Source organism: Sulfuricurvum sp. (assembly GCF_028681615.1).
In the GTDB taxonomy this organism is placed as follows: domain Bacteria; phylum Campylobacterota; class Campylobacteria; order Campylobacterales; family Sulfurimonadaceae; genus Sulfuricurvum.
Genome location: NZ_JAQUHV010000009.1, coordinates 19,376 through 42,245, shown reverse-complemented (window position 1 = coordinate 42,245; position 22,870 = coordinate 19,376). Strand labels below are relative to the sequence as shown.

At 44.4% G+C, this 22,870-nt stretch carries 33 protein-coding genes; 23 read left to right on the top strand and 10 right to left on the bottom strand.

Going from position 1 to position 22,870, the window contains the following annotated elements:
* Positions 1-21 precede the first annotated feature (21 nt).
* The 3 genes from PHE37_RS09375 to PHE37_RS09365 all read left to right on the top strand — a co-directional run bounded on the left by PHE37_RS09375 (position 22) and on the right by PHE37_RS09365 (position 1,815).
* Positions 22-924 carry a hypothetical protein gene (locus PHE37_RS09375; RefSeq protein WP_300008460.1) on the top strand — a complete coding sequence of 301 codons (903 nt, stop codon included), beginning with the start codon at positions 22-24 and terminating at the stop codon, positions 922-924.
* 128 nt (positions 925-1,052) lie between these two features.
* Positions 1,053-1,457, top strand: coding sequence for a phage protein GemA/Gp16 family protein (locus PHE37_RS09370; protein WP_299997693.1), 405 nt, complete (start codon positions 1,053-1,055; stop codon positions 1,455-1,457).
* Positions 1,458-1,536: 79 nt separating this feature from the next.
* Entirely contained in the window at positions 1,537-1,815 is a 279-nt protein-coding gene (locus PHE37_RS09365; protein WP_300008458.1) for a Mor transcription activator family protein, read from the top strand.
* Here PHE37_RS09365 and PHE37_RS09360 read toward each other — a convergent pair.
* The 10 genes from PHE37_RS09360 to PHE37_RS09315 all read right to left on the bottom strand — a co-directional run bounded on the left by PHE37_RS09360 (position 1,804) and on the right by PHE37_RS09315 (position 10,422).
* Complete coding sequence (locus tag PHE37_RS09360; RefSeq protein ID WP_299993266.1) at positions 1,804-2,280, bottom strand: phage virion morphogenesis protein; 477 nt, start codon at positions 2,278-2,280, stop codon at positions 1,804-1,806. The two genes, PHE37_RS09365 and PHE37_RS09360, sit on opposite strands and share 12 nt — an antisense overlap.
* A gap of 90 nt (positions 2,281-2,370) precedes the next feature.
* The gene (locus PHE37_RS09355) at positions 2,371-3,534 is read right to left on the bottom strand and encodes a PBECR2 nuclease fold domain-containing protein (RefSeq protein WP_299993265.1); all 1,164 of its coding nucleotides are present in this window, start codon (positions 3,532-3,534) and stop codon (positions 2,371-2,373) included.
* A 2-nt stretch (positions 3,535-3,536) separates the two neighbouring features.
* The gene (locus tag PHE37_RS09350) at positions 3,537-4,934 is read right to left on the bottom strand and encodes a DUF935 family protein (RefSeq protein WP_299993264.1); all 1,398 of its coding nucleotides are present in this window, start codon (positions 4,932-4,934) and stop codon (positions 3,537-3,539) included.
* A gap of 2 nt (positions 4,935-4,936) precedes the next feature.
* On the bottom strand, positions 4,937-6,661 hold the full coding sequence (terL, locus tag PHE37_RS09345) for a phage terminase large subunit (protein WP_299993263.1): 1,725 nt from the start codon (positions 6,659-6,661) through the stop codon (positions 4,937-4,939).
* Positions 6,648-7,136, bottom strand: coding sequence for a DUF1804 family protein (locus PHE37_RS09340; protein ID WP_299993262.1), 489 nt, complete (start codon positions 7,134-7,136; stop codon positions 6,648-6,650). Before PHE37_RS09340 ends, terL begins: the two co-directional genes overlap by 14 nt.
* Entirely contained in the window at positions 7,136-7,519 is a 384-nt protein-coding gene (locus tag PHE37_RS09335) for a phage protein Gp36 family protein (protein WP_299993261.1), read from the bottom strand. Before PHE37_RS09335 ends, PHE37_RS09340 begins: the two co-directional genes overlap by 1 nt.
* 142 nt (positions 7,520-7,661) lie before the next feature.
* Entirely contained in the window at positions 7,662-8,636 is a 975-nt protein-coding gene (locus tag PHE37_RS09330) for a major capsid protein (protein ID WP_299993260.1), read from the bottom strand.
* Positions 8,637-8,645: 9 nt separating this feature from the next.
* The gene (locus PHE37_RS09325) at positions 8,646-9,092 is read right to left on the bottom strand and encodes a hypothetical protein (protein ID WP_299993259.1); all 447 of its coding nucleotides are present in this window, start codon (positions 9,090-9,092) and stop codon (positions 8,646-8,648) included.
* Positions 9,089-9,982 (bottom strand): phage protease, encoded by an 894-nt coding sequence (locus PHE37_RS09320; RefSeq protein WP_299993258.1) that lies wholly within the window; start codon positions 9,980-9,982, stop codon positions 9,089-9,091. The genes PHE37_RS09325 and PHE37_RS09320 overlap by 4 nt, the downstream gene beginning before the upstream one ends.
* Entirely contained in the window at positions 9,979-10,422 is a 444-nt protein-coding gene (locus PHE37_RS09315; RefSeq protein ID WP_299993256.1) for a hypothetical protein, read from the bottom strand. Before PHE37_RS09315 ends, PHE37_RS09320 begins: the two co-directional genes overlap by 4 nt.
* A gap of 183 nt (positions 10,423-10,605) precedes the next feature.
* Between PHE37_RS09315 and PHE37_RS09310 the strand changes: the two genes are divergently transcribed.
* The 20 genes from PHE37_RS09310 to PHE37_RS09215 all read left to right on the top strand — a co-directional run bounded on the left by PHE37_RS09310 (position 10,606) and on the right by PHE37_RS09215 (position 22,786).
* Positions 10,606-10,848 (top strand): hypothetical protein, encoded by a 243-nt coding sequence (locus tag PHE37_RS09310; RefSeq protein WP_299993254.1) that lies wholly within the window; start codon positions 10,606-10,608, stop codon positions 10,846-10,848.
* Positions 10,835-11,368 carry a phage baseplate assembly protein V gene (locus PHE37_RS09305; protein WP_299993253.1) on the top strand — a complete coding sequence of 178 codons (534 nt, stop codon included), beginning with the start codon at positions 10,835-10,837 and terminating at the stop codon, positions 11,366-11,368. The genes PHE37_RS09310 and PHE37_RS09305 overlap by 14 nt, the downstream gene beginning before the upstream one ends.
* Positions 11,365-11,640: a GPW/gp25 family protein gene (locus tag PHE37_RS09300; RefSeq protein WP_299993251.1), complete on the top strand. Its 276-nt coding sequence runs from the start codon at positions 11,365-11,367 to the stop codon at positions 11,638-11,640. The genes PHE37_RS09305 and PHE37_RS09300 overlap by 4 nt, the downstream gene beginning before the upstream one ends.
* Positions 11,640-12,707, top strand: a complete 1,068-nt coding sequence (locus PHE37_RS09295; protein ID WP_299993250.1) for a baseplate J/gp47 family protein — start codon at positions 11,640-11,642, stop codon at positions 12,705-12,707. Before PHE37_RS09300 ends, PHE37_RS09295 begins: the two co-directional genes overlap by 1 nt.
* Complete coding sequence (locus tag PHE37_RS09290) at positions 12,700-13,245, top strand: phage tail protein I (RefSeq protein WP_299993248.1); 546 nt, start codon at positions 12,700-12,702, stop codon at positions 13,243-13,245. Before PHE37_RS09295 ends, PHE37_RS09290 begins: the two co-directional genes overlap by 8 nt.
* Positions 13,242-13,832, top strand: coding sequence for a phage tail protein (locus PHE37_RS09285; protein WP_299993246.1), 591 nt, complete (start codon positions 13,242-13,244; stop codon positions 13,830-13,832). Before PHE37_RS09290 ends, PHE37_RS09285 begins: the two co-directional genes overlap by 4 nt.
* Complete coding sequence (locus PHE37_RS09280) at positions 13,832-14,149, top strand: hypothetical protein (RefSeq protein WP_299993244.1); 318 nt, start codon at positions 13,832-13,834, stop codon at positions 14,147-14,149. Before PHE37_RS09285 ends, PHE37_RS09280 begins: the two co-directional genes overlap by 1 nt.
* A complete protein-coding gene (locus PHE37_RS09275) occupies positions 14,149-15,087 on the top strand; it encodes a hypothetical protein (RefSeq protein ID WP_299993243.1) in 939 nt (312 codons plus the stop codon). The genes PHE37_RS09280 and PHE37_RS09275 overlap by 1 nt, the downstream gene beginning before the upstream one ends.
* Before the next feature lie 10 nt (positions 15,088-15,097).
* Positions 15,098-15,520, top strand: a complete 423-nt coding sequence (locus PHE37_RS09270; RefSeq protein ID WP_299993241.1) for a hypothetical protein — start codon at positions 15,098-15,100, stop codon at positions 15,518-15,520.
* Positions 15,517-15,897: a hypothetical protein gene (locus PHE37_RS09265; RefSeq protein WP_299993240.1), complete on the top strand. Its 381-nt coding sequence runs from the start codon at positions 15,517-15,519 to the stop codon at positions 15,895-15,897. The genes PHE37_RS09270 and PHE37_RS09265 overlap by 4 nt, the downstream gene beginning before the upstream one ends.
* Positions 15,881-16,975, top strand: coding sequence for a hypothetical protein (locus PHE37_RS09260; protein WP_299993239.1), 1,095 nt, complete (start codon positions 15,881-15,883; stop codon positions 16,973-16,975). Before PHE37_RS09265 ends, PHE37_RS09260 begins: the two co-directional genes overlap by 17 nt.
* A 10-nt stretch (positions 16,976-16,985) precedes the next feature.
* Positions 16,986-17,486 (top strand): phage major tail tube protein, encoded by a 501-nt coding sequence (locus PHE37_RS09255; protein ID WP_299993237.1) that lies wholly within the window; start codon positions 16,986-16,988, stop codon positions 17,484-17,486.
* Between the two features lie 13 nt (positions 17,487-17,499).
* Complete coding sequence (locus tag PHE37_RS09250; RefSeq protein ID WP_299993236.1) at positions 17,500-17,733, top strand: phage tail assembly protein; 234 nt, start codon at positions 17,500-17,502, stop codon at positions 17,731-17,733.
* A 138-nt stretch (positions 17,734-17,871) separates the two neighbouring features.
* The gene (locus tag PHE37_RS09245; RefSeq protein WP_299993235.1) at positions 17,872-19,911 is read left to right on the top strand and encodes a phage tail tape measure protein; all 2,040 of its coding nucleotides are present in this window, start codon (positions 17,872-17,874) and stop codon (positions 19,909-19,911) included.
* A complete protein-coding gene (locus PHE37_RS09240; RefSeq protein ID WP_299993234.1) occupies positions 19,908-20,288 on the top strand; it encodes a phage tail protein in 381 nt (126 codons plus the stop codon). Before PHE37_RS09245 ends, PHE37_RS09240 begins: the two co-directional genes overlap by 4 nt.
* The gene (locus PHE37_RS09235) at positions 20,285-20,485 is read left to right on the top strand and encodes a tail protein X (RefSeq protein ID WP_299993232.1); all 201 of its coding nucleotides are present in this window, start codon (positions 20,285-20,287) and stop codon (positions 20,483-20,485) included. The genes PHE37_RS09240 and PHE37_RS09235 overlap by 4 nt, the downstream gene beginning before the upstream one ends.
* A gap of 38 nt (positions 20,486-20,523) precedes the next feature.
* A complete protein-coding gene (locus tag PHE37_RS09230; protein WP_299993230.1) occupies positions 20,524-21,423 on the top strand; it encodes a contractile injection system protein, VgrG/Pvc8 family in 900 nt (299 codons plus the stop codon).
* A 9-nt stretch (positions 21,424-21,432) separates the two neighbouring features.
* Positions 21,433-21,783, top strand: coding sequence for a hypothetical protein (locus PHE37_RS09225; protein ID WP_299993228.1), 351 nt, complete (start codon positions 21,433-21,435; stop codon positions 21,781-21,783).
* A gap of 1 nt (position 21,784) precedes the next feature.
* Complete coding sequence (locus PHE37_RS09220) at positions 21,785-22,369, top strand: hypothetical protein (protein WP_299993227.1); 585 nt, start codon at positions 21,785-21,787, stop codon at positions 22,367-22,369.
* Between the two features lie 12 nt (positions 22,370-22,381).
* Entirely contained in the window at positions 22,382-22,786 is a 405-nt protein-coding gene (locus PHE37_RS09215; protein WP_299993226.1) for a hypothetical protein, read from the top strand.
* The last annotated feature ends 84 nt before the right edge of the window (positions 22,787-22,870 follow it).

Sequence of the window (22,870 nt, the reverse complement as noted above, 5' to 3'; positions counted from 1 at the left end):
TTAAATTCAAAAGGTAAAAAAATGAATCCATTTCGCGGTCAAGGACTTAAGTCCGAACATTTTAATCACGAAGTTAACTATATCATCGATAACTTCTTGGTCGAGCAAGCGATTACGATCTACTTTGCCCCGCCTAAGCAGGGTAAGAGTCGATACAGTCTCGGATTAGCAAAGTACCTTTATGAAAACACTGACAAAATCATTCAGTACTTTGACTTTGATAATCCGCTCTCTGCTCTGAAAGAGCGTGGAGCTTCGAAGATCATCGAGGAGTTATTTGAACGGCTCGACTACGTTCACCCTGAAACTGCCGCTATGACTTCGCATGAGGTTTTAAAGCTTCTCGTTGAGGGTGCGATTGGTGATGCTTATCGGGATTACATCTTCTTCTTCGACTCGATCACCGACTTCGTTCGAGACGTACATAATGAAGCGATGGCTAAAAGCTTTATGAACGCGATGAAGCGATTACGCAATGCCGGAGCGACTGTCATACTGCTGCATCATACGAACAAAAACGAGAAGAACTATCAGGGAGCCGGAGTCTTTAAGTCGGCGGCTGACAATGTGTACTTTATGCGTCAATGTAACGGCACTGTAGATAACGATCTCTTCTTGCTCGATGTCGAAGCGGGACGGTTCCATGTCGAGAACTCAGCGTTCTATCTCGATAAGAAGACCTATGACCTCAGCATTGTTGCTTATGATCAAGCGATGATCCGACCTGAAGAGCAATCATTCATCGACTCGATCAAAGAGGTGATCAAAAAGAATCCTGACGGTATCGGTCAAAGCCAACTCCTCGCCGAGATCGGAAAAGCCAAAGACGACAAACTCGCTCGAACCAATCTCGCTAAATATACAGGTCGCTTTTGGGAAGTAAAAGACGGCAAAGGCAAGTTAAAACTCTACTTTCTCCTATAGTCTACCACACGAACCACATAACCACAACCACCTACAAAACCCCATAAATAGCCATTTAGTTAGTGGTATTTGTGTGGTTAGTGGTTAAGTGGTCTAAGTGGTAAAACATCACCAAATAAGGAATAAAAATGACCCAAAGACAAAAGAATGCCCACGCGTCACTCGTCAAGCAGGTGCATACCTCAATACGGTATCAGAACTATTATCGCAATGAGAGAGAGGAATACGTCGAGATGATCAAGGGAGCTTTCGGCAAAGACTCATCGGTTGCGTTGAGTGTGTCAGAGCTGATCATACTGGTCGATTATCTGAATATGAATAGCGATACTCTACCGACGTTTACCCCGAAACAATCCTCTCCGGCACAGGTGTGGAAGATGATGCAGTTGTGGGAAGCTAAAGCACGGGATAAGAGCGATGCCGCACTGCTGTCGTTTTGCAAGCGGATCATTAAAAAAGAGTATGAGACACCGAACCAAATGGAGTTTAACGAAGCTCAAAAGGTGATTTTAGCACTGGAAAAAATGAAGTGATAGAAACGCCCCTCGTGTGAGAGACGCATGTAATTCAGGCGTGAGAACCGAATTATACATCATCTGCGAGGGGTTTGCAATGGATTTAAAAGATACCGTAACGAATTTAGACATTTTCAAAGAGTTTACCCGCCGTATCCGTGAGGATGGAGCGAGCGATGAAGAACTTATGCGAGATTACGGCGGAATGCCAATCTATGTCCCATCGTGGCAGCTCAACGGACGTAACAATGAAATCATCAAAGACTACACTGAAAATAAGCTCTCCCCTAAAGCTCTAAAAATGAAATATAATCTCAGTCTTAGCCGTATCTATGAGATCATCGGCGAAGTACGCACCCCTCAACTATTCTCCTAAATACCCCAATAATATATCCAACACCTCAACCTTAACATTGTCATATAGCTCCCCATCATGCGTAATCGGCATAAACGGTCGTGCCGGAACCTTTCCGTCTTCGGTTCCAAACTGATGTACTATCGGATAGGGATAGCGATCTTTACTATACGCATTGACCCCTACGATCATGCTATCGCTATCTGCACTGTACCCTGTACTCTCTCGCGTATTTCGGTCCTTACTTTGCAGAATCTTGTTCTCACCATGCTTTTCTTTGTATGCCTTTGTCGAATCGGCAAGGGGATGCCATGCATGTCCGTCTGGAGATGTCTCACTGTCGAAGCTCTCTTCTATGATGTTTGTGAGATAGGAACCTACCGAATTGAACGGATTCTCAAGATTTTGTACTTTATGAAGCAACTCTGCAAGCGCATGATTTATCTTATCATCCCCTGTGATCTCAATCGAAATCATCTCCGACATAGTCTCCCCTTTATGGTATAATTATAATTACAGTCGAAAAGACGTGCCGCATGGAATGAGCAATGAGCACTCCATCGTGTAAAGATGCGGTTAACGAGTGCCTTCTTTTCGATAGATCAACTTCTCTCCCCTCTTTTTCTCCACTGTCGATGGACTATCAATCAAATATAAACTGACTCCCTGAGTTTTATCGCTCTGATATTCAAACACTGCCATGAGCGCTTTTTTCTTACCTTTGTCATCCGTAAAGTACCGCATCATCTTTTTAACGAGGCGTTTTGCCTTATCATCCCATTCCAAATAAATCTCGTCCGGATCATCAATAGTGGTAGCAAACTCATCGATAAAGAGGTGTCGGTCTTTCTTGGTGATCTTCGAGTGTCCGCTGAATGAGTGAAACAGACTATCATCGATTACGGTAGGATCACCGACCTTATCGATATATGTATCTCCGGGCTTGATACTTAGATCATCATAAAACTTTTGCTTGAGAGCAGCATCACTCAGCTCTTTGTATTCTCGTTTCGGGAGTATCGTTGGGAGTTTATCGAGGCTTTGATCGAGATTGATCTTCGAGAGCTTTCCGACACGGTTACCCGCTCCCGGATTGTATGACCAATCTGGAGAGGCAATGTTCTCATGAGCAGCAGTGGAAACACTCCAACCACGTCGTTTAATCTGTGCTTCGCTCCATGTTCTGACCTCACAATGACATAGCCATGCATTCGGTGGATAGTTATATTGCCACCATGGATCACTTTTAAGAAGCACAATCCCATTTTTTGCCATGTGGCTCATACGCGGATGCTCAGATAGTCCACCAACATATTGCATATAGGGAAGATCGCTCGCCATCTGCTGATCATATCGCGCAGTAGCACGGGCAACCATCGTGTTAGTTTTAAAGATCGTTTTGAGGCGACGTCCACCGATCATAACCTCTTTTACCTCTCCGGTAGATGGGTTAACGATCTCTTTTTTACCCCACCATCCTTTCGCCTCCAGCGTTGGAATAATCTGTTTTTTCCAATCCTCGAAGCGGGTTCCCTTTTCCATAGCATCGGTAATTGATGAGTGGATATCGCTGAGTAGATCGAGGCGGGTTACTTTGGCAACGGTGAACGCTTTATGGTGAGCTTCGCGCTGCATCTCCTGATAATCAAATGTGAGCTTAAAGCCTTTGGATCGGAGGTACTCTATCGCTGCAGCTGGTTTGAGACCAAAAGCAAACGACGGTTTAGGGAGAGGAGGCATTATTACTCCTCTTCGCTCTCACGCTCTACTTCAGCAGTGCCGAGAATGTATGAGCTTTGCAATGCCATATCCATCGTATCTTGCAACTCTGTGATATCCATGCCCGGATAGGCTGCATGTAAAAGATCGATAGCCTCTTCGAAACTGTTAGCCTGATCGATAATATCCACGATTTGAGTTTGAAATGAGAGTGCTATCTTGTGAACATCGACGCTGTCACTTAGCTCATCGGTCGTCGTGATCGGCTTAGTAGCACTCAGCGCGTAAAGCTTTTTCATGAGAGCATGGTTAGCGATTTTAGAGGGTTCGATGGCTTCAACGGTGATGTTGTAGGTCTTCTCGATGTACTCTTGCGTCGGTCGATATCCCATTTTTGTGATCCGCTCGTCCCGCTCCGCCAATGAAAGGTTCGGATCGTCTTTATCTTTGAGCGTTACTTCGATAGAAATACTGAGATTATTGATCGTGATAAACGCTTCGATTACCCGTTCAATCAAAGAGATCGTCATATTCTCATCTGCCATTGCGATATCTTCACGTATATCGTTGTGCGTCTCGGCGGCAGCATAGCTTCCTCCTTTGACGTTCCCTGTTAGATTGCCTCCGAGTATTGCTTCACGGATCTGATCATCAAGATAGGCAGTGATCTTATCAAAGTCACCCGTTTTATCGGCGGTCTTGATATCGATCTCTTCATCGGACTCAATGACGGCAGCATCTCCAGAGAGCATGGCATAGAGTTCATCAGCTAAGATATCTTTGTCACCGTCTGTTTTACCTATCGCCCACGGTACACCGTATTTTTCGAGGAACTTGACCCAAAACTGCAATGAAGCATTTTTAAACTTCACATACCAAAACAGTGACTCGGCAAGCGGTGTCCCCATCGGACGGTGATATTTGTCTTCATAGAGAGCATAGACCGCTTTGTATTGCGGGATTTCTTCGGGTGATCCATAGGGTGCATAGTAAAGTGTTTCGTTCTTAATCATAAACTGTGTGTAATCGCGCTCTATGAGCTTAGGTACCAACACCGAGTTCTTTTCACTCCAATTGATCTCGAAAATAGCAGCACCCTGAAACGGAGCATCGAGAACTTTACGGAGCGTTCCGGGATGAAATACACTATAGAGATTATTGGCCATATCCTCATTATCACTGGAGAATATGAGCTCTTTTTTTAGAGTAGCTGCTTTACGGCTCCCAATCGATGAGATTACGGTGGCGTCCCGTGCAATGCGATCGAGTTCTTCACGGCTTAACCATTCATGACGTATCGGAAGATTATCCATAATGCTGACAAGAATATCAACTGCCGGAGCCGCTGCCGATTTACGTGGATTGCTTTTCTCAGGCGTAGATTGTTTTGAAGCAAAAAGGTTTTTAAATAGACGTTTCATGATCATCTCCTATGGGAATTTCGAGGTCGGATGGATCGGCGGTTACTGCGCGGTGCAGATACATGCTGTTTTTTAGCAAGCTTACTGAGGCGATAGACTCCTGATAATCCATCGGGAGCATCATCGTTTTTACCTTCGGGGTGATCTTCAAGCTGCTCAATCAGAATAATCTGATCTTCGTGAAGTAAGATCTCTCCGTTTTCAATAGGAAGTTCCAGCTCTTCGATACGGGAATCTTTGTTGTCGCTGTTATGAATACCTTTGAGCGGCATGTGTACACCACGCTCGTATGCCTCTCTCAAAATAAAAGGCTTGAGATGGAATTGCCCTCCGTTGGTCTCTACTCCAAAGACCTTGCACCCGTATCGATCTTGCAAAGTTACTACCCGCTTAATGATCTCTATTGATCCGATCACCTCATTGATCGATTCGAGGACGTACCCTTTGAGGGCTTTATCATCAACTCCGAAAATAGTCATGTTCGTGAAGTCCGATTTTTTTCCACTTCCTGCCGGGTCACACCATCCATAAATAGTAAGTTGCCGGAGAGGTGGGTGAGAACGCCAAAAGTGCATTGTTTCGCGTTTAAAGTTTTGAGTATCTAAGCTTGGGTTGTTTTGGAGTTCTTTGGCAAACGATCTCGGAGCTTCAGAGCGTTTACGCATCAGGGTTTCAATCGGAACGGCATCCGGCCATAAGACACGAGCACCCGCATCCATCTCCGGCTTTTGACTCATGTAGAAATCGTGTGCCTCTTCAGTACCGCGTGATTTGTAGATTTGTGCGTACCGCTCCCATAGATCAAGACGATCCGGGAAGGTAATAATCGCACGAAATATTTTAGGGTTCCAAAAGCCGAGCTTTAGCTTACGCGATAGAACCGAGTCTCGGTGTAGGATAGTTCCGATGTAGATGATATCCATGTTAGCATCGACGCTTCCGAGGTTTACAACTGCCTCATCTATCCATGATTCGAGTTTATCTCGCTGATCACGGCTTCGGACGTTCTCATCATTTTCGAGGTCATCGATGAGTGCTAGGTCTACACGATAAACGCCATGCTTGATACCACGGACACGCTTACCCGACCCAAAGCCTTTGACCCTGATACCGTTTCGTGTGACGATATCGCCGATCTTCCATACTTTACCAAGACCAGTGGCATGAGGAAAGTCAGCTTTGAGGTTATCATTCTCAGAGAGTTCGGCCTTGATCGCTTCGATGAGTGTTTCAGTCAGCTCTATCGCATCGGAGAATATCGTAATGAAATGCTTTAGATCATTGATGATACACCATATCACGAAGGCTACCGATACATCAGTCGATTTACCGTGACCGCGCGGTGCGGCAATGGCGAACTTCTCACCCATAGCCGATGCAGCGGCATTACTGATAGAACATCGGTCTGCTATTCGGCGATATACACCTTCAAGATGTTCTTGAAGATCTGACTTACCCGGAAGCGAATAGTAGTGAGGAAGATAGGTAGTTCGGAAAAAATGGAAGTCATGGCGTTGACGTTCTCTTCGCTCGTCTCGCTGATCTGCCGGAAGTGTGGCATTGGATCGGATCGTCTCTTTTAACTCGCTTGTATAGCCATCAAGCCACTTTATAAACTCTTTACGTGTCAGCCGTTTTGCGGTTTTTTCATCCGCACCGTCGGCTAAGAATGACTCTTTTGCTTCAGATAAAAGTGCTCGCAGATCATTCGAATTATATGGCGACATCGATGCGCTCTCCGATCTCGTCAATCACTTGGATAAAAAGCTCGAGCATGGCAGTATCGCCTCGTGCTTTGATCGCCTCTCCTATCGTCACGATAACGTGCTGGATAATACCATGTTTAAATGCGATCGGATCTTCGTGCCGGATGATCCCCTTCATCTTCGAGAATGCATCGGAGAGCCTGACGATCATGTCCGCTTTCTCCGAAGAGGTGATAGTAGACTCGCGCACCTCTTTTAGTGTTTCATGCATATACCCTACAAAATCGCTGTAAAGATACCCACGGCGTGGAGAGTCTGCAGAGATATGCTTCTCAGCTCTGAGTACGTCCCAATCATACCCTGCTGCAGAGTCTTCGGATTTATAGTTTTGGATAGTCCGTTTTGATGAATCCATAATTGTTGCGATTTCATCTTCATTACGTCCTGAGATGTAAAGAGCACGAGCGATCTCGATCTTTTGAGCTTTTGATGCCATCAGCGAAACCCTCCAAAATCAACTGGTTTGACACCATGACGGAATGCACTGCTATGGCCTTTAGGCTTTTGCGGTTCGCTCATCGTTGTCGGGATCGTCCCTTTGCCCATTTTCGTCAGAGCTGATTCGATCTCTTTGCGATCTTTCGGATCGTGGAGGTCGTGAAGCTTTCTGAGTTCGTAGATGGCGAGATCGACGGCGATGGTTTTTAGGAATGGTGTTGGATTTGAGGGAATGACGAGAAATGAAGAGATAAAGGCTATCGCATCGTTAATGGCTTCATCTACTACTGTAGTATCGACAGTGCCGGTTCCATTGAGGTCACTTAGTTGGGTCAGCTCTGTAGTACTGAGTTCTTTTTTTAAGTCTGCGATAGTAATCATGTGACCCTCTCATAGTAGTGTTTAATAGGTGTTTAAAATCGCGTAGAAACGTTTTAAACCTTTTCGGCGATAAATGACGCGGATTAAGACTTAAAACGTTTTTAGGGCTATTTACATGCTTATCCCCAAAAGGGGAAAGCGATTAGAGTTTTTTGCCGCGAATGACTGCGTTTGGATTGAGACATACCGGGAGCGGTTTTGTTTCGCTTAATACTGATACGCCTCGACCTTTTGGAAGTTCTTCGGTAGATCCAAAGAAAAGGGTCGGAGGGCTTTTAACTGCTGCCGTATGATCTGCACGACCATAGATACAATCGGTGAACGTATCACTGTTTGGAATAGCTGCCATCTCATTGGTACCTACATAAGTTACAAGTTGCCCTTGAGTATTTTGATATTTCACTGTGTATGCTTCAAAACGTCGACCGTGAACAACTAGGAAGATCGTCTCACCCTCTGTAACGATAGAGGCGAGTTTTTTGGTAAATAGATCTTCTGCTTCCGCTAACGCCATGACATGGTTATAAAATCCGCGCCCACATTTAATGACATAGCCCGGATTCATTCCCAACTCTTCAACCATAGCATCATCAATTTCAGTGATTGAATCAAGTAACTTTTTACCGGTTTTAAACTCGACCTGAGGACGGGTTGAAGCAAACTCGAAGAGTGTTTTACCTGTACCATCCATTACTTTACCGAAGAGTGCTCCGGTAGACATATATTCAATCGTAGTATCGAAGCTAAGGCGATGCTCTTTTTGGATAGTTCCAACTTCTGAAGCAAGTTGAATCGGCTGGGATGGATCATCCAAGCTTGAAATCTCATTGAGCGTAGATGCGCTGATATTATTTTCAAGTGCAAAACGCGGAAGCTTGACCGCAATTTCAAATAGAGTCGGGCGTTCATGGATCAAGTGCTCTGCATCCGGAGCTACCGACTGAAGGATCATCCCTGAACCTTTCATAATTTTGATAGTAGTTGTACTACCTAAAATCCCATGAGCTTTATTTCTGAAGTACTTATCAAAGATCGGTGTACTCGTCACTTTCATCTGAGACAATGTTTTTGTTGTATTTTTAACATTCCAACGTGCTGCTGCTTCTGCTGCTGTCATTGTTTATCCTTATTGCATTGTGATTTTGTTTTTGAACAATGTATGACGCATTGCCGAATCGTAGCCGAGTAGTTTGTTCTCTACTGCAACACCTGTGATCATAACGGATGCCATACCAGTGACATCGATGTTTTCAATCAGGATACCGTTAGCATCCCATACACCGTTATCTTCCCATTTGAGCGGATCGGTTCCCGGTTCGACATCATTGAAATCAATAAGTGATGTAAACGTATGATTGTTATGCGATACAACCTGAGTGCTATCGTATGACCCGGCTACCCATGCTTCAGGGATAGCATCAAAAGTCTGACCTCCATCTGTAGAAGATAGAACTTTACCGATGAAATATTCATCCCCTTCAACAACAATAAGCGGTACATTTACCGTTGCATAAATAACGCGTTCTTTTTTGACGATGACTTCATCGACGATCGGTGGACGTGTATAAATCATTGATTATCTCCCGTAGCGGCTTTAATTTCTTCAGGTGATAGCTCACCTTTAGCTGCTCCGCCATTGTTGTTTTTATTATCGAACATATCATCACCAGGTACTTGGATCATCGGTTTGGCAGTACTCATAAACGTATCAAATCCTGCCGGATCTGCTTTACACATTTTTAACGCCGATTCTTTTTGATCCGGGTGCAGTTTTTTGGCTGCGATTGCCGCCTCTACTTTTGCTTCCGCCTGAGCATCTGCATGTTTTTCGTTTTCAGTTTTTAGCGCTTCGTTTTCAGCTTTAAGCTTTTCATTTTCAGCTGTGAGCACCGCCTCTTCTTCTTTTGTCATTGTTCCTTCCTCCTTTGTGTGGTTGGTCTGTGTGAGTTTGTTAAGTCGTACCTCTCCGAGCTCTTCGAGGAACGGTTTATTGGTAAGCGCGACCGAATGGAGTGTCCACCCGATGTTGCTTGCATCCGTTTGTGATAGCGTGTTGGGTGCAAACACCGGGGAGAGGTAACGGTACTCACCATTAGCGATCATCTCTTTTGCTTTATCCGTCCATTTGATCAATGCGAATAGCTCTCCGTTCTCTGCTTTAAGTGAGATTGGTTCTTTTAAAATCCACCCGGAAGCAGGAGCAATATCACCCCATAATGTTTGATGTTCATAGTCGCATACGATATCGATACCACCGCGCTCATAATTGGAAACCATCTGTTCAAAGATATTTTGATTCATCTCGAACGTGCCACCTGAATGTCCGTTCCATTTACCGCTTACTCCGATTTTTTGCCACGGTGCAGTCTTTGTGATATCAATAGAAGCTTTGAGTACGAAATAATCCGTATTGGCTGTAGCTCCTGCAGTACTAAGGGCGATCATAAGCATTTTGTTTTTCATTCTATTTCCTCGTCGAGTGGGGTTGGATCATTGAGTGTTGCAGTGATTACCATCTGATAGACGGTCAAATATGCGGAGTCTTTTGCATCGTCGTATATCTTCTTAATCCGGGTGATCTCTATCGGGTCGGATCCGCCTATCGATTTTCGGATGATCAATTTTCGAATTGACCAAATATAGTCCAATAAGGTGAGGTCGGTTTGTGTTCGTAGGTTCTCTTGTTTTGAGTAGGTAGCGTGAACGATATATAAAGAAAAAGTCACGTTTTCTCTCTGGAGTCCATCAGGTTTTGAATCGACAAAATCGACCATGATTCCCGGTAAGAATGTTTTGAGCAGTTTGGCTTCACTCGGACGGGCAAACTCTCCAAAATAGTCTTTGGTATTGAAACCGGCAGTTTTCAAATATTCGATAAGAGCGTTTTGAAATACTGCGATCACATGGACTCCTTATTTTAATATTGTCGATTCTTGCAAATTTCGAATTGTCAGCCGTATAGTATCGCCCTACTCTCCCACCCTGCCACTCACCCCCATGAAACAAGAAGATGAAACAAGGAGTTGAATAGAAAACCGGAACGCGCTTCCGGCATCATTCGGCTGACATAAAAAAAGGATGGCTGAATGGAAGAGTTGAATAGATGGTTGCCACTCATACAATTGGTGTTAGCCGTAGTTATCATTCCTCTTCTAAGAGCTGCTTACATAACAATCAAAAATCAACAAATCCAAATTGGAGAGCTAAAAATCATCATCACTGCTCAACAAAAGCAGATCGATCTCCTTGAGGCGATAGTTCTTGAAGTGGCTGATCCTGAAATTATAAAAAACCATCTGATTAAAAGAAGCGAGCATGCCAAGCACTGATAATTTAATCCAACTTGGAACTATCGTAAATATCGATCCGGATGGTAAAGCACTTGTGCGTGTTCAAATCTTTGAGCGGGTTACGGATTGGATTCCGTATAAAATGGTTTCAAACTCTCATATCCGTGTATGGATACCTCCAAAAGTCGGTGAGCAGGTAATTGTACTCTCCCCGTTCGGTGAAGGAGATAGCGGTATAGTACTTGGATCTATCTTCAATAAAGACCTCAAAGAGCCGACATCTGCCAACGATCACACTTCTATTGTCGAGTTCTCAGACGGAACCATAATCACCTATGATGTGACAGCCAAAGTGCTCACTATCGATGCCAGTGGATCGATTGATATTACTGCTCCATCCGGAATCACTGTGACGGCAAATACTGCCATCACCGGAAACGTAACCATAAATGGAAACCTGAATGTGAGCGGAACCATCACCGATGAAAAAGGGTCATTGTCAGACCATGTTCATACAGGTGTTACTTCCGGACCATCAGATACGGGAGTACGTCCATGAACCGAGCACAACGCATTACCCGTATTTTGACAACACGGCTCGGCGAGCGGGTCGGTATGCCGACGTATGGATCGGAGCTCTACAAACTGCGTGATCGCCAATTTAATCAAGAGACTCGACTTTTGTTTGCAAAGTACTCTAAAGAGGCGATTGAGAAGTGGGAAGATGTCAAAGTTAGCAAAGCGGAACTGACATCACTCGATGCAGTCAACGGTAAGTTCGGATTTACTATTACTCTGTCCAACGGTGACACGATAACGGGGGTAGCATAATGATTATTCCTCCGATGTGCGAGATCAAAACCTTTGAAACTATCAAAGAAAATATGGTCACGATCTATCAGGGTATCGTTCCTGAATATGTCCCCAATGAATCCGACACGATCATGCCGGTACTTGAAGCATTCGCTTATCGTGAACTGCTTTTACGGACTCACTTTAATGCTCAGATTGCCGGTAGCTTTTGGCAATCTGCTACGGCTGAAAACCTAGATTTCATTGCGGCGTTTTTTTGGATTACACGTTTACCAGGATCAAAACCTACCGCCACGGTCAAATTCACGATCAATACAGTTTTAGGATATGACTATGTACTTGAATCCGGGCTTGAGATGATAAATAATGATGGAAGCACATCGATTCTGCTGGGTACTGTAACAATTCCTACTGGATCACTCGAAGTTTCCGGAACAGCAGAACTACAAATCTATTCCGCTTCCAGTGATGCGCTGATTTCAGCAACGATGGTTCCTAAAGCATATTTGAGTTCGGTAGAACAGACTACTGCATTTTCAAATGGAAGCAATCCAGAGAGTGATTCTGAACTAAGAGAACGAATTGCCCTTGCGTTTGAAGATCAGACAACAGCGGGTAGTATTAACAGCTATAAAGCATGGGCAATCCGTGCCGATGAGCGAATCGATGATGTATCTGTATCGAGTGCAGTTCCCGGATATGTAGATGTCTTACTGCATAGTATTGTTGGTGTCGATGCAGCAATGATTACCCGTGTTGAAGATACACTAAGTGCTGATCGTGTACGACCGCTTACCGATTCGGTTTTTGTAGCTGCCGCAACAGTCGTAAATTTCAATGTTAATGCAGTCTTGATTCTCGATCCGCTTGCTGATGCTCCATCGACATTATCAGCTGCAGAGTCCCGTTTGAGGGAACGACTAAACAGTATTCGAATCGGACATAGCGTCACGCTATCGATGATCATTTCGGCACTGTCCGTCGATGGGGTAATAGACGTGCAGCTGATCGCTCCGACAGCGAATGTTACCGTTAGTGCGTCAGAGGTTGCAATCTCATCTTTAGTGGAGGTGTCTATTGGCTGATTTAATCCCACCACCCTATACCCAAGAGGAGCATAACCTTGATCTCGTATCCCAAGAGGTGCATGATCGATTATTCCAGAGTTTATGGATGGCTCCACTGCTCGACCCGTCTCGCTGTGATGCTCGATTTTTGCCGGTATTGGCGAACTTTTACAGCGTCGATTTTTGGAGTGATGCGCTCAGTGAAGCAGATAAGCGCCGCCTTATAGCCTCATCTATTGATATCAAGCGGCACAAAGGGACACGCTGGGCGGTCAATCTTGCGGTCAATTCTATCGGGCTGACACCGACGATTACCGAATGGCATCAAACGACGGGGATGGACGTCCATACGTTCAAAATAGTCGTCGATGTCCCCGATGTCGGATACGACATGCGTGATCTTAGTTTGGTTGAACAGGTGGTGTTTCCGGTTAAGCCGGTGCGATCACACCTGACATCGGTGGGGGCTTCAGTTTCGCGATCAGAAAACACGCCTTACATGGCGATGGTGGTGATCAGTTCTGAGACGACAACCCTATATCCGGAGGCAGTATGAGTTATTCAACAGTAATCACTAATGCAGGTTTGGCAGCACTTGCCGCTGCTCAATCAGGTGGAACGCCTGTCACGATCACTCATATCGCTTATGGTGATGGGAATGGATCGATCATCGTCCCTGATCCGGCGCAAACCGCACTGACGCATGAGGTACATCACCGCGCGATCAATGGCATTTCGACCGATGCAGTTCATCCTGAATGGGTAGTGATCGAGAGCACGATTCCTCCTGATATAGGAGGGTTTACGGTGCGTGAAGTCGGTGTCATCCTAACCGACGGAACGCTCTTTGCGGTAGCTTCGTACCCCGAGATCTATAAACCGACACCGATCGAGAGTGCCGGGCGTGATCTATATGTGAAGATGATCTTATCCGTCGGAAACGCAGCAAATGTGACGATACAAATAGATGCGTCAGTTGTAACCGCAACAATTTCCTATGTGAATCAATCTATTCTTGATCATGAAAATAAAGTTGATCCGCATCCACAGTATTTGACTCAGAGCGATGCAGATGCCATATATGCTCTTATAGATCACAAACATAATATCAATCCTAAATCTTATTTTATCGGAGGCATTTAATGGCGAGTGGAAGACTTGGTAACGCCGATTTAGCGGCAACAACAAACACGAAAGTTTATACAGTACCCGTCGGAAAAGTATCGACTATAAACGCCGGATTTGTAAACCGATCATCAGTACAGGTGAAGGTTCGCATGGCGATAGCTTCTACCGATGTTCCTACAAATGCAGAATATGTCGAATATGATGCGCCAATCCCGGCAAACGGTGTTTTAGAGCGCAGCGGAATCGTATGCGGAGAGAATGAGAAAATCGTATGTTATGCATCATCAACTGGTATTAGCGTGAGAATTCACGGGTTTGAGGAGGTTGTGTAATGGGTAGAAGTATATCGGGTGAATTTTCCCCACAAAATATTTTCAATACACCAACAATCGCAGGTACAAAAGTAGTTCCTGCTGGGTATATGGGTGAATTTGGACATGGGCTTTGGACAGTTTTCAGCGTAAATGGGACATTTATTGTGCCATCCGGTATCACATCGATTAGAGTCCGTGTTGTGGGTGGTGGCGGAGGGGCATATTCTGGCGGAGCCGGAGGCGGTGGCGGAGGGTATGCTCACGGTATCTTTACAGTCAATCCAGCGGATACATTTCCTGTCACTGTAGGTGCAAGAGGAATAACCGGAATAACTGCTACCCCTGCTACTCCAGGAGGGACATCATCGTTCGGGTCTTTAATTTCCGCTACGGGAGGAGGTGCAGGAGCATCAGGTATAGGTGCAATGGGCGGAGTTGGTATTGGAGGTGACTTCAGAGCAAATGGAGGCAACTCAGGCAATGCAAATAACACTGGCGGAGGCGGTGCAGGTTCACAGCTCGGTAACGGAGGGTCAAGCTATGCTTTAGCCTGTTCCGGAGGGGGCGGTGTTTTAGGCTCTGTTAGTGCATTTACAACATCGGATTCAGGTGGAGGAAGCCCGTTCGGATTTCCGATAAACACAATTCCAGCCCCTGATATTAAAGGTATATCATCTGCTGCAGCCGGTACTTTAAATGATATCAATGCAATTATCAGATTTCCATTTGACGGGTTCACCGGTGGAGGCGGTGCAGGACATGGCATTAATAACGGTGGGATTGGCGGTGGTGGCGGCGGATCATCAAGTACTGCTGCCGGCGCAGGAGGAACCGGTGGCGGTGGTGGAGGCTCGGCATCAAGCTCCGGCGGTAACGGAGGGATAGGAGCCGGTGCCGGAGCAGGTGCAAGCTCTAGTTCAATGGCAGGCCAAGGTCTAGTTATCATTGAATGGTAAGGAGCAAACAATGAAAAAAGCATGGATTGAAAACGGAAAAATAAGAGATATCGCAAATGGGGACCCCGTTGATCTGTTCCACCCGGATATCGCTATAAATTACAATACTGACGTACCGGATAGTGCGGTTGTTGGGGCCGAACTGATCGATGGAGTATGGGTGAATCCAGTTATCGACGCAGTCATCGATACAGTAGTGGTCAATAAAGTTCCACTTCTCTCACCTATCGAATTTAAAATGCTTTTCTCCTCGGAAGAACGCATTGCGATCAAAACCAGTACTGATGCGGTAGTACAGGATTTCTTTGAACTGATCAATGATCTGCGTCTCACTTATGTAGATCGAAACCTTCAGTCAGTGAAGGATGCATTGGCCTATCTTGAACATATCAATCTGATAGCTTCAGGACGTGCTATGGAGATTCTATCATGAAGTCATTCGCTCTCATGCTGATCGCCATAATTGTAGTCGCTACTTTTGCACCGATAATTATCACACTCAATACGATACGTAAAGTATATCGGATGGAGAGTATCAAAGAGTATTTTAGTGTGATTGCCTGCGGTTTTGATCAAGCCGGTGGAAGCATACTTTACTCTCAAGAGGATTGGAAAGTCTCAAGCTGGACATATTACCTGCATCGAGAAGGAAATAGATATGCCACCTATTTTATGCAGTTCATCAACTTCTTGTTTAGAGATCAAAAACATTGTGAAAACAGCTTTTATAAAGAGGCTGAGGAATTAAAATTTACTGCATCATGGATGTTATCAAAATCTAAGGAGGTAACAAATGTTATTCGGAATTAATGGAGACATCAGTGCTGATGCTGCGCGTCCGGTTACGGTCATATCGACCACACCTATCGCCATCGTCGGAACAACGGATGCGGGGACACTTGGGTTACAGTTTTTCGGGAATGTGGAACTGGCTATCACCGCTTTTGCTGCAGCTACAACCGGAACGATTCGAGAAGCATTGGCTTCTATCGATGCTCAGGGCGTAACCTGCCCTATTATCATCAACGCTTTAGCGGATACAGCAGTCGAAGCGGATGTGATCGCAGGCGTTACAGCGCTAAACACCGCGTATGCATTTACCGGATATCGCCCTGACCTGATCGTTTGTCCAGAATGGTCGGGGACGTTATCGATCGGTACTGCTATGGATGCGGTGGCAACACGGCTATGGAGTACTGCTATCATCGATGTAACAGCGATGAACGAAGTGGATGCACTCGCTTATGCCGCTAACTTCGGCAGCCGTTTTGTTTTACTCATCGGTCCGGAATCTATTACTATCAACGGGATGGTAACTACCGGGTCTGCCGCATACGCAGGTCTGATCGCTGCTATGGATGCATCAAATCCATTTGGATGGGCTGAATCTGCATCTAACCGTATTGTAAAAGGTATCAGTTCTACAGATCGTCTCATTGATTATGCCGATGGTCAAGATAGTGAAGCTCGACGTCTTCGTAATGCCGGTATCGCATCAATCTTACGCGATGTAGGATGGAGATCATACGGATTTGAAACTACCGATATCGATCCTATTTGGCAATCACTAGAGCGTGTTCGAACATTCTACCGAATGCTACGTGCAATGATGAGTGCGTCGAAGTGGGCACGTGATCGTCAAGCCGATGAACTTCTATCCGTTAAACAGTCCATCGAAGAGTTTATGCGTGAACTAATCGGAAACGGTGTTGGTTTAGGGTTCGAGGTCTATTTCGATAGTACGAAGAATACAAAAGCAACAGTGAGTACCGGTAAATTTTATTTGACGGTTCGTTTCCAAAACATTCCGACAATCAAAGAGCTGAACATCGAGCTCGTCTATGTAGACGATTATGCAGATGTATTACTCACGATCATCAACGGGTAAGGAGTAGAAGATGGGAATAAAAGAACGTCAATATTGGAGAGATTTTAATATCTTGGTAGATGGGATCGGTAACCTCGGAGTTAGCAAAAAACTGGAGACTCCTAAAATCGAGTTTCAGACTGGTGAACGCGACGGAGCTATGGCTCAGAAAGATGTAATTGCTCTGATCAAAGCTCTAAGTGCGAAGATCACTCTAAATGAGTACAACGCTGAAGCATTCACTGCTACGTCTAAACAGTTCGGCACAGCTCCGACTTTTGTCTGTAAAGGCTCAATGACACAGGGAGTCTCAATACTTCCTGTATTGATCATGCTAAAAGGTCGTGTTGAGGTATTGGACACTCCGATACCGGACCGCTCTAAAGAGGTAGAGATGACATTGGACATTGCAGTTACTGCATACTCGCTTGAGATCAATGGGGTCAAAAAGATCGACATCGATGTCGACAATATGATCTGTATCATCGACGGTGTAGATCTCTATACCGAACTTCGAAATCACATTCAATAAAAAAGAGGAATAAATGAAAAATGTACGTATCCAAGAGAAAAAAATCAAACTGCATGATGACAAAGAGGTAACTATGCGTCGTCCAAAGGCAAGAGACCTAATTACTGCATCAGAAGCAAGTAATAACCCGGCTAAACAAGAGGCTGTACTCATTGCAAATCTTTGCATGATGACTATCGATGAAGTAGAAGACCTCGATGCAGATGATTTTATGAATTTAACAAAAGAGCGCAATAGTTTTTTGTAATCAGTCGAGAAGACTGTATCAGTGCTATGGCAATCGTGGGGCATTGGCTCCATTTTAGCTATAGCGATATGGCAGATATGGATTTAGAGCTTTTGTTATGTTTTATGGACGAAGCTAAAGATATGGGAAGGAGACAAGATGGATAAAACGTTAACACTTGGTATTTTGCTAACAGCAAGAGATCAGTTCAGTCCTGTATTCTCATCTTTCAAAAGCTCTCTGTCTAACATTACAAAAGGTACCAAAGAGTTCGGAATCGCTACATCCGGAATCGGTACCGGTCTCAAAGGTGCTTCTGTATATACACGGGGAACTACTGATGATATTATAAAGTCTTTTGTTGATTTAGAAGATGCGCGGACGCAACTCGAAAACACGCTCATGAAGAGTGATGGAAGCATCAGCCCGTTTTTTAAGTCAATCAATGATGAGGCAGTGAAGCTCGGTGATGCTCTTCCAGGAACGACTGCCGACTTCTATAAAATGGCTTCTCAGCTCAAATCACTTGGAGTCGAAGAAAAAAGTATCGTAGAAGGTGCTCTCAAATCTGCCGCTTATCTAGGTGTCGTATTAAAGATCCCTTATGAAGAAGCAGCGACTGAAACGGCAAAGTTTAAAGAGGCTCTTGGAATTGCGGATGATGAGCTTCTACCTTTCATCGATGATATTCAGCGACTCTCTCACATGGGTGTGCAAGTCGGAGAGATGAGTTTTGCGTTTTCAAAAATCGGGGCGACTATGAAGGGGCTTGGTCTTATGGGGCTCAAAGCCGCACGAGATGTAGAGCCATTGGTAGGGATGTTGATCAAAGCAGGATTTTCAGGTGAAACAGTCGGTACCAATCTCGGAAATGTCATCAAAGATGCCGTTTCATATAAAGGCAATAAAAATCTCGATGCGATTGGAATCAAACTGAACTTCACCGATACCGGAGGGAACTTTAAAGGCACCGCAAATATGATGAGTGAGCTGGAGAAACTCAAAGCGATCAAAAGCGACTCGTCTCGTCTCGGTATCGTCGAATCGATATTCGGAAAAGGCGAAGCATCCGGAATGGTCAATGTTCTGATCAATAATGGAACAAAAGGATTAGCAGCATTCAACAAAAAACTCGCCGAGCAAGCCGATCTCAATGCACGTGTTAAAAACTCATCTCAAACGCTTGGGAATATGTGGGAAGCATTTACCGGAACTGCAAGCAATCTTATGGCACTGATCGGAGAGAGTTTAGCTCCTGAGCTCAAAGGTATGACTGAGTGGTTCAATAACGCAACTTCATCATTGGCATCATTTGCAAAAGAGTATCCGGGCGTAGCTAAATTTGTCGGAGTAGCTATCGTAGGGTTTACGGTAGTGACCGGAGTACTCGGAACACTTGGAATTGCAATCGGAGCAGTAGCCACAGCCCTCTCATTTTTAGGGATTACATCTATGGTGACGTTCGGGTGGGTAATCGGAGGGGTAGCGCTGATCGCAGGAGCTGCTTATTTGATCATATCGAACTGGACTCCAATTAAAAGTTTTTTTAGTGGAATGTGGGGTGGTATTAAGTCTCATTTCTCCATAGCATGGACAGTCATTAAAAACCTTTTTAGCTGGACACCAATCGGGATCATCATATCAAATTGGGGAGTTATTTCTCCATATTTTGACAGTATTTTTAATGGAATAAAAACAGTTGCTTCGATTGGATTTGGAATTATAAAAACGCTATTTGCTTGGACTCCGCTTGGGATTATTATCAATAATTGGGGGGCAATATCGTCTGTGTTCAGTATGATAGTAGACAATATTAAAAAACCGTTCGTCGAGTTCTTCGGATGGATCGGCGAAAAGTTCACATGGATGATGGATAAAGTAGGTTCAGTTGCCGGATTTTTTGCCAACAATGACAGCTCGATGCTTCCTAAAAAAATGGATCATTTTGCATCTACAGTGATGGGGGTTAAACCTACTCCATCACATGTACCTGTACGTGTTGCCGTGCGTAATCCACGTGTCACTGAAGCAAGAATGGTCACTGCTAAACAAACAGCTCAGAGTAATACATTTAACACAAATATATCCCTCCCAAATGCGGTTATTAGATCTGATCAAGATATTAAAAAGTTGGCAGTTGAAGTCGACAAACTTCAAAGAAAATCAGCCAATGATAAAAACGACCGGAGCTATTCATGAAAACGATGGCGATGATTGGAGATTTTGCCTTTAGTATATCCGATAAAGATTTTAATCGATTGAGTAGAACGGTAAGCTATGGCTTTGCAGATATCCCGAAAGCTCAGAATTATGAAGGGTCTCAAAGCATCGGTAAAGATGTCGAAGAGATCAATATCAGCGGAAATTTGATCACACTTAAAAGTGGTCTCAAACCTCTCTCTGCCCTCGAAGCGATAGCTGATAAGAAGCAAGCAGTCCCATTTGTTATGGGGTATGGAGATATCCTCGGAGATTTCAAGATAACGAAGATCAGCGAAGATCGATCCGTTTTCCTAGATGATGGTAAATCGATTAAAGTGGATTTTAATATCGATCTTAAAAGGGTCAGATCATGAAGCACACTGTTGCGACTACCGGGGACCGTCTCGATCAGATCATTTATCAGTACTATAAAACGCTCGACGTCATGAACGAGGTGCTGATGAGCAACGTGCATTTAATGTCAAAGCCAATCTTAGATACTGGAGATAAAGTCTACCTTCCCGATATCGAGGTACCTGAACAACCGGAGAATGGAGTCAACCTATGGTAAAGATTCCAGATTTTAAGATCATGGTTAATGGTAAGGATATGACCGAAAGTTTGCGGACGTCTTTAGTTAGTATCGAGTACTCCGATGATATAGATGATACGGCAGACGGGTTTACAATCAAATTTCAGGGTGAATCATTTACTCCACCATCGTTCAAAGATATACTCAAAGTATGGATTGGATACCGGGATAATATTTGGTATATCGGATCGTTCAGCGTTCTAAAATCCAGATTGGAATACGAGACGATGGAGGTTAGTGTTACAGCAACACCGATCGATTTCGGAAATGATATCAAAGAGAAAATTACGACCTCTTACGACAACGTCACACTCGATCAAATTTTACAAAAGATTGCTGCACGGAACGGGTTGAACATCAAAAATAGCTTCCCAAAACATACCTATAGCTATAAGAGCCAAACTCATGAGTCTGATATTGCATTTATGCGCCGTTTAGCTGGAGAGCTGGGAGCGACATTCGCTATCAAAAATAATACGATCCTCTTTCGTCCGAAAAAATGGAGCGATCAAGAAGACGAATTACCGGATGCAGTTATCGATGCTAAATCAACAAAAGGGCTTTGGTTTGAGACGCTTGATAAAACATTCTATAAGTCAGTCACAGCTATGTGGCACAGTACCAAAGAGAACCATAACAAGCGGGTAACAGTAGGAAGCGGAAAGCCTGCTCTGCATATCGAGGGGGTGTTTAAAGATGAAAGTGATGCCCGTACAAAAGCCAAAGCCAAACTCGAAGCGGCTAATAGAGGGATGGCACGCGGAGGTTTTGACTATGAGGGAGTAAATATCATCGCTGGATCACTGCTAAACCTATCTAATATCCCTCCCGGATGGCCGTCAAAATTTAGTGTACAGCAAGTACGCCATGTATGGGGAGAGAGTGGGTACACGGTAAGCGTGGAATTTGAAAACTAAGGATAAGAAGTGAAAAATCTAAAAGATGTAATCAGAAAGATTACTTTGTATATCGTCGGGTTATTCTTGAAAATGACCGTGCTCATTTTTAAAGAGATGATTCGATTATGGCCTGTACTGATACTATTGATAATCATATGGTATGTCTTCATAAGCGGCATATATGACACGATGTCAAACCCTATGCAGATGGTAATCTTAAAAACGCTTCTGACCGTATCAGGGATTTTAGTGGCTCATGTTATACGTAAAGCACTGCTACCTAAGATTAACTGGAATAACGATCATAACTGGCAACTCTTCGTTGCATCGTACAGCATGTATATCATTATCCCTTACTGCTTTGCGATGGGTGGATGATATGAGAATCATTGCATTGCTGATCCTATGTTCTGCTCTTTATGCAGGCGGAGCAATTCAGCGGTGCCAATCCTATGTTCAAGAGGTTCGGCGCTATCACTGGTTGCAATTTGGTACCAAGTATCCGTACTGGTATGGGGTTGGCCAGCTTCATCAGGAATCGGGATGCAGAGATATCGTTAGCCGCGACGGAGTCGGATCACAGGGGTTAGCTCAGATCACATGGAGATGGCATAAAGATACTCTTCAAAAGAATGGGATTAAATCCCTTGCTACAGTACCGGATCAGCTCAATGGTCAAGCGATATTGATGAAGCAGTTTTGGGTACCTAAATACGGCCTTTGGGTGACATACCAGCGTTACAACGGCGGAGACTACATCATAAAAGAGTTGGGGCGTGCCGGTTCTGAGAATTGGGAGCTTGCAAAGGCTCAATGTCGACGTGGACAGAGCTGCTTTACATACCCATCCGGGAGGAGAGAATGTGTCTCTAATTGTGATATCAATTATGACTACTCTCTCAAAGTGTACCAGTACGGAAAAATGTACTCTATATCTAAAAACGATGCAATCCGATTTTGGTGAGAAAGGAAACTTATGTTTAAAAATTTAACGTCTGAAATGATCGAAAAGATCAAGACCGGTGCATTGATCATATCAGCACTGATCATAGCCGTATTAACGGTTTGGATTATGTACCTGAAGTTGGCGGTTATACCCGTATTAGAATCTAAAAATGAGGCACTTCAATCACAAAAAGAGTCATCTGGCAAGATCATTTCTATTCAGAGCAAAGCGGCGGAACTCGCCAAAGCGGATGAGAAGAAGAAAGAGCAGCTTCCAGAGCGTCTCACAAAGATAGAGAAAGCACTAACCCCTGTGTACCGGGATATTGAAATAAAAAAAAGAGGAGATAAGAATGAAAGCAACGCTACTAGCCCTTTTTGGGATTTTGACGCTGTCGGGGTGTTCAACAGTGCAGCCACAGCCGCAGATCATTAATCTACCGCAAAAGTGTCAATTTGAAGAGCCAAAGTACCCTGATCTAATCAATCCAAAGGATACGTGTGACAAGACGGATAGGGA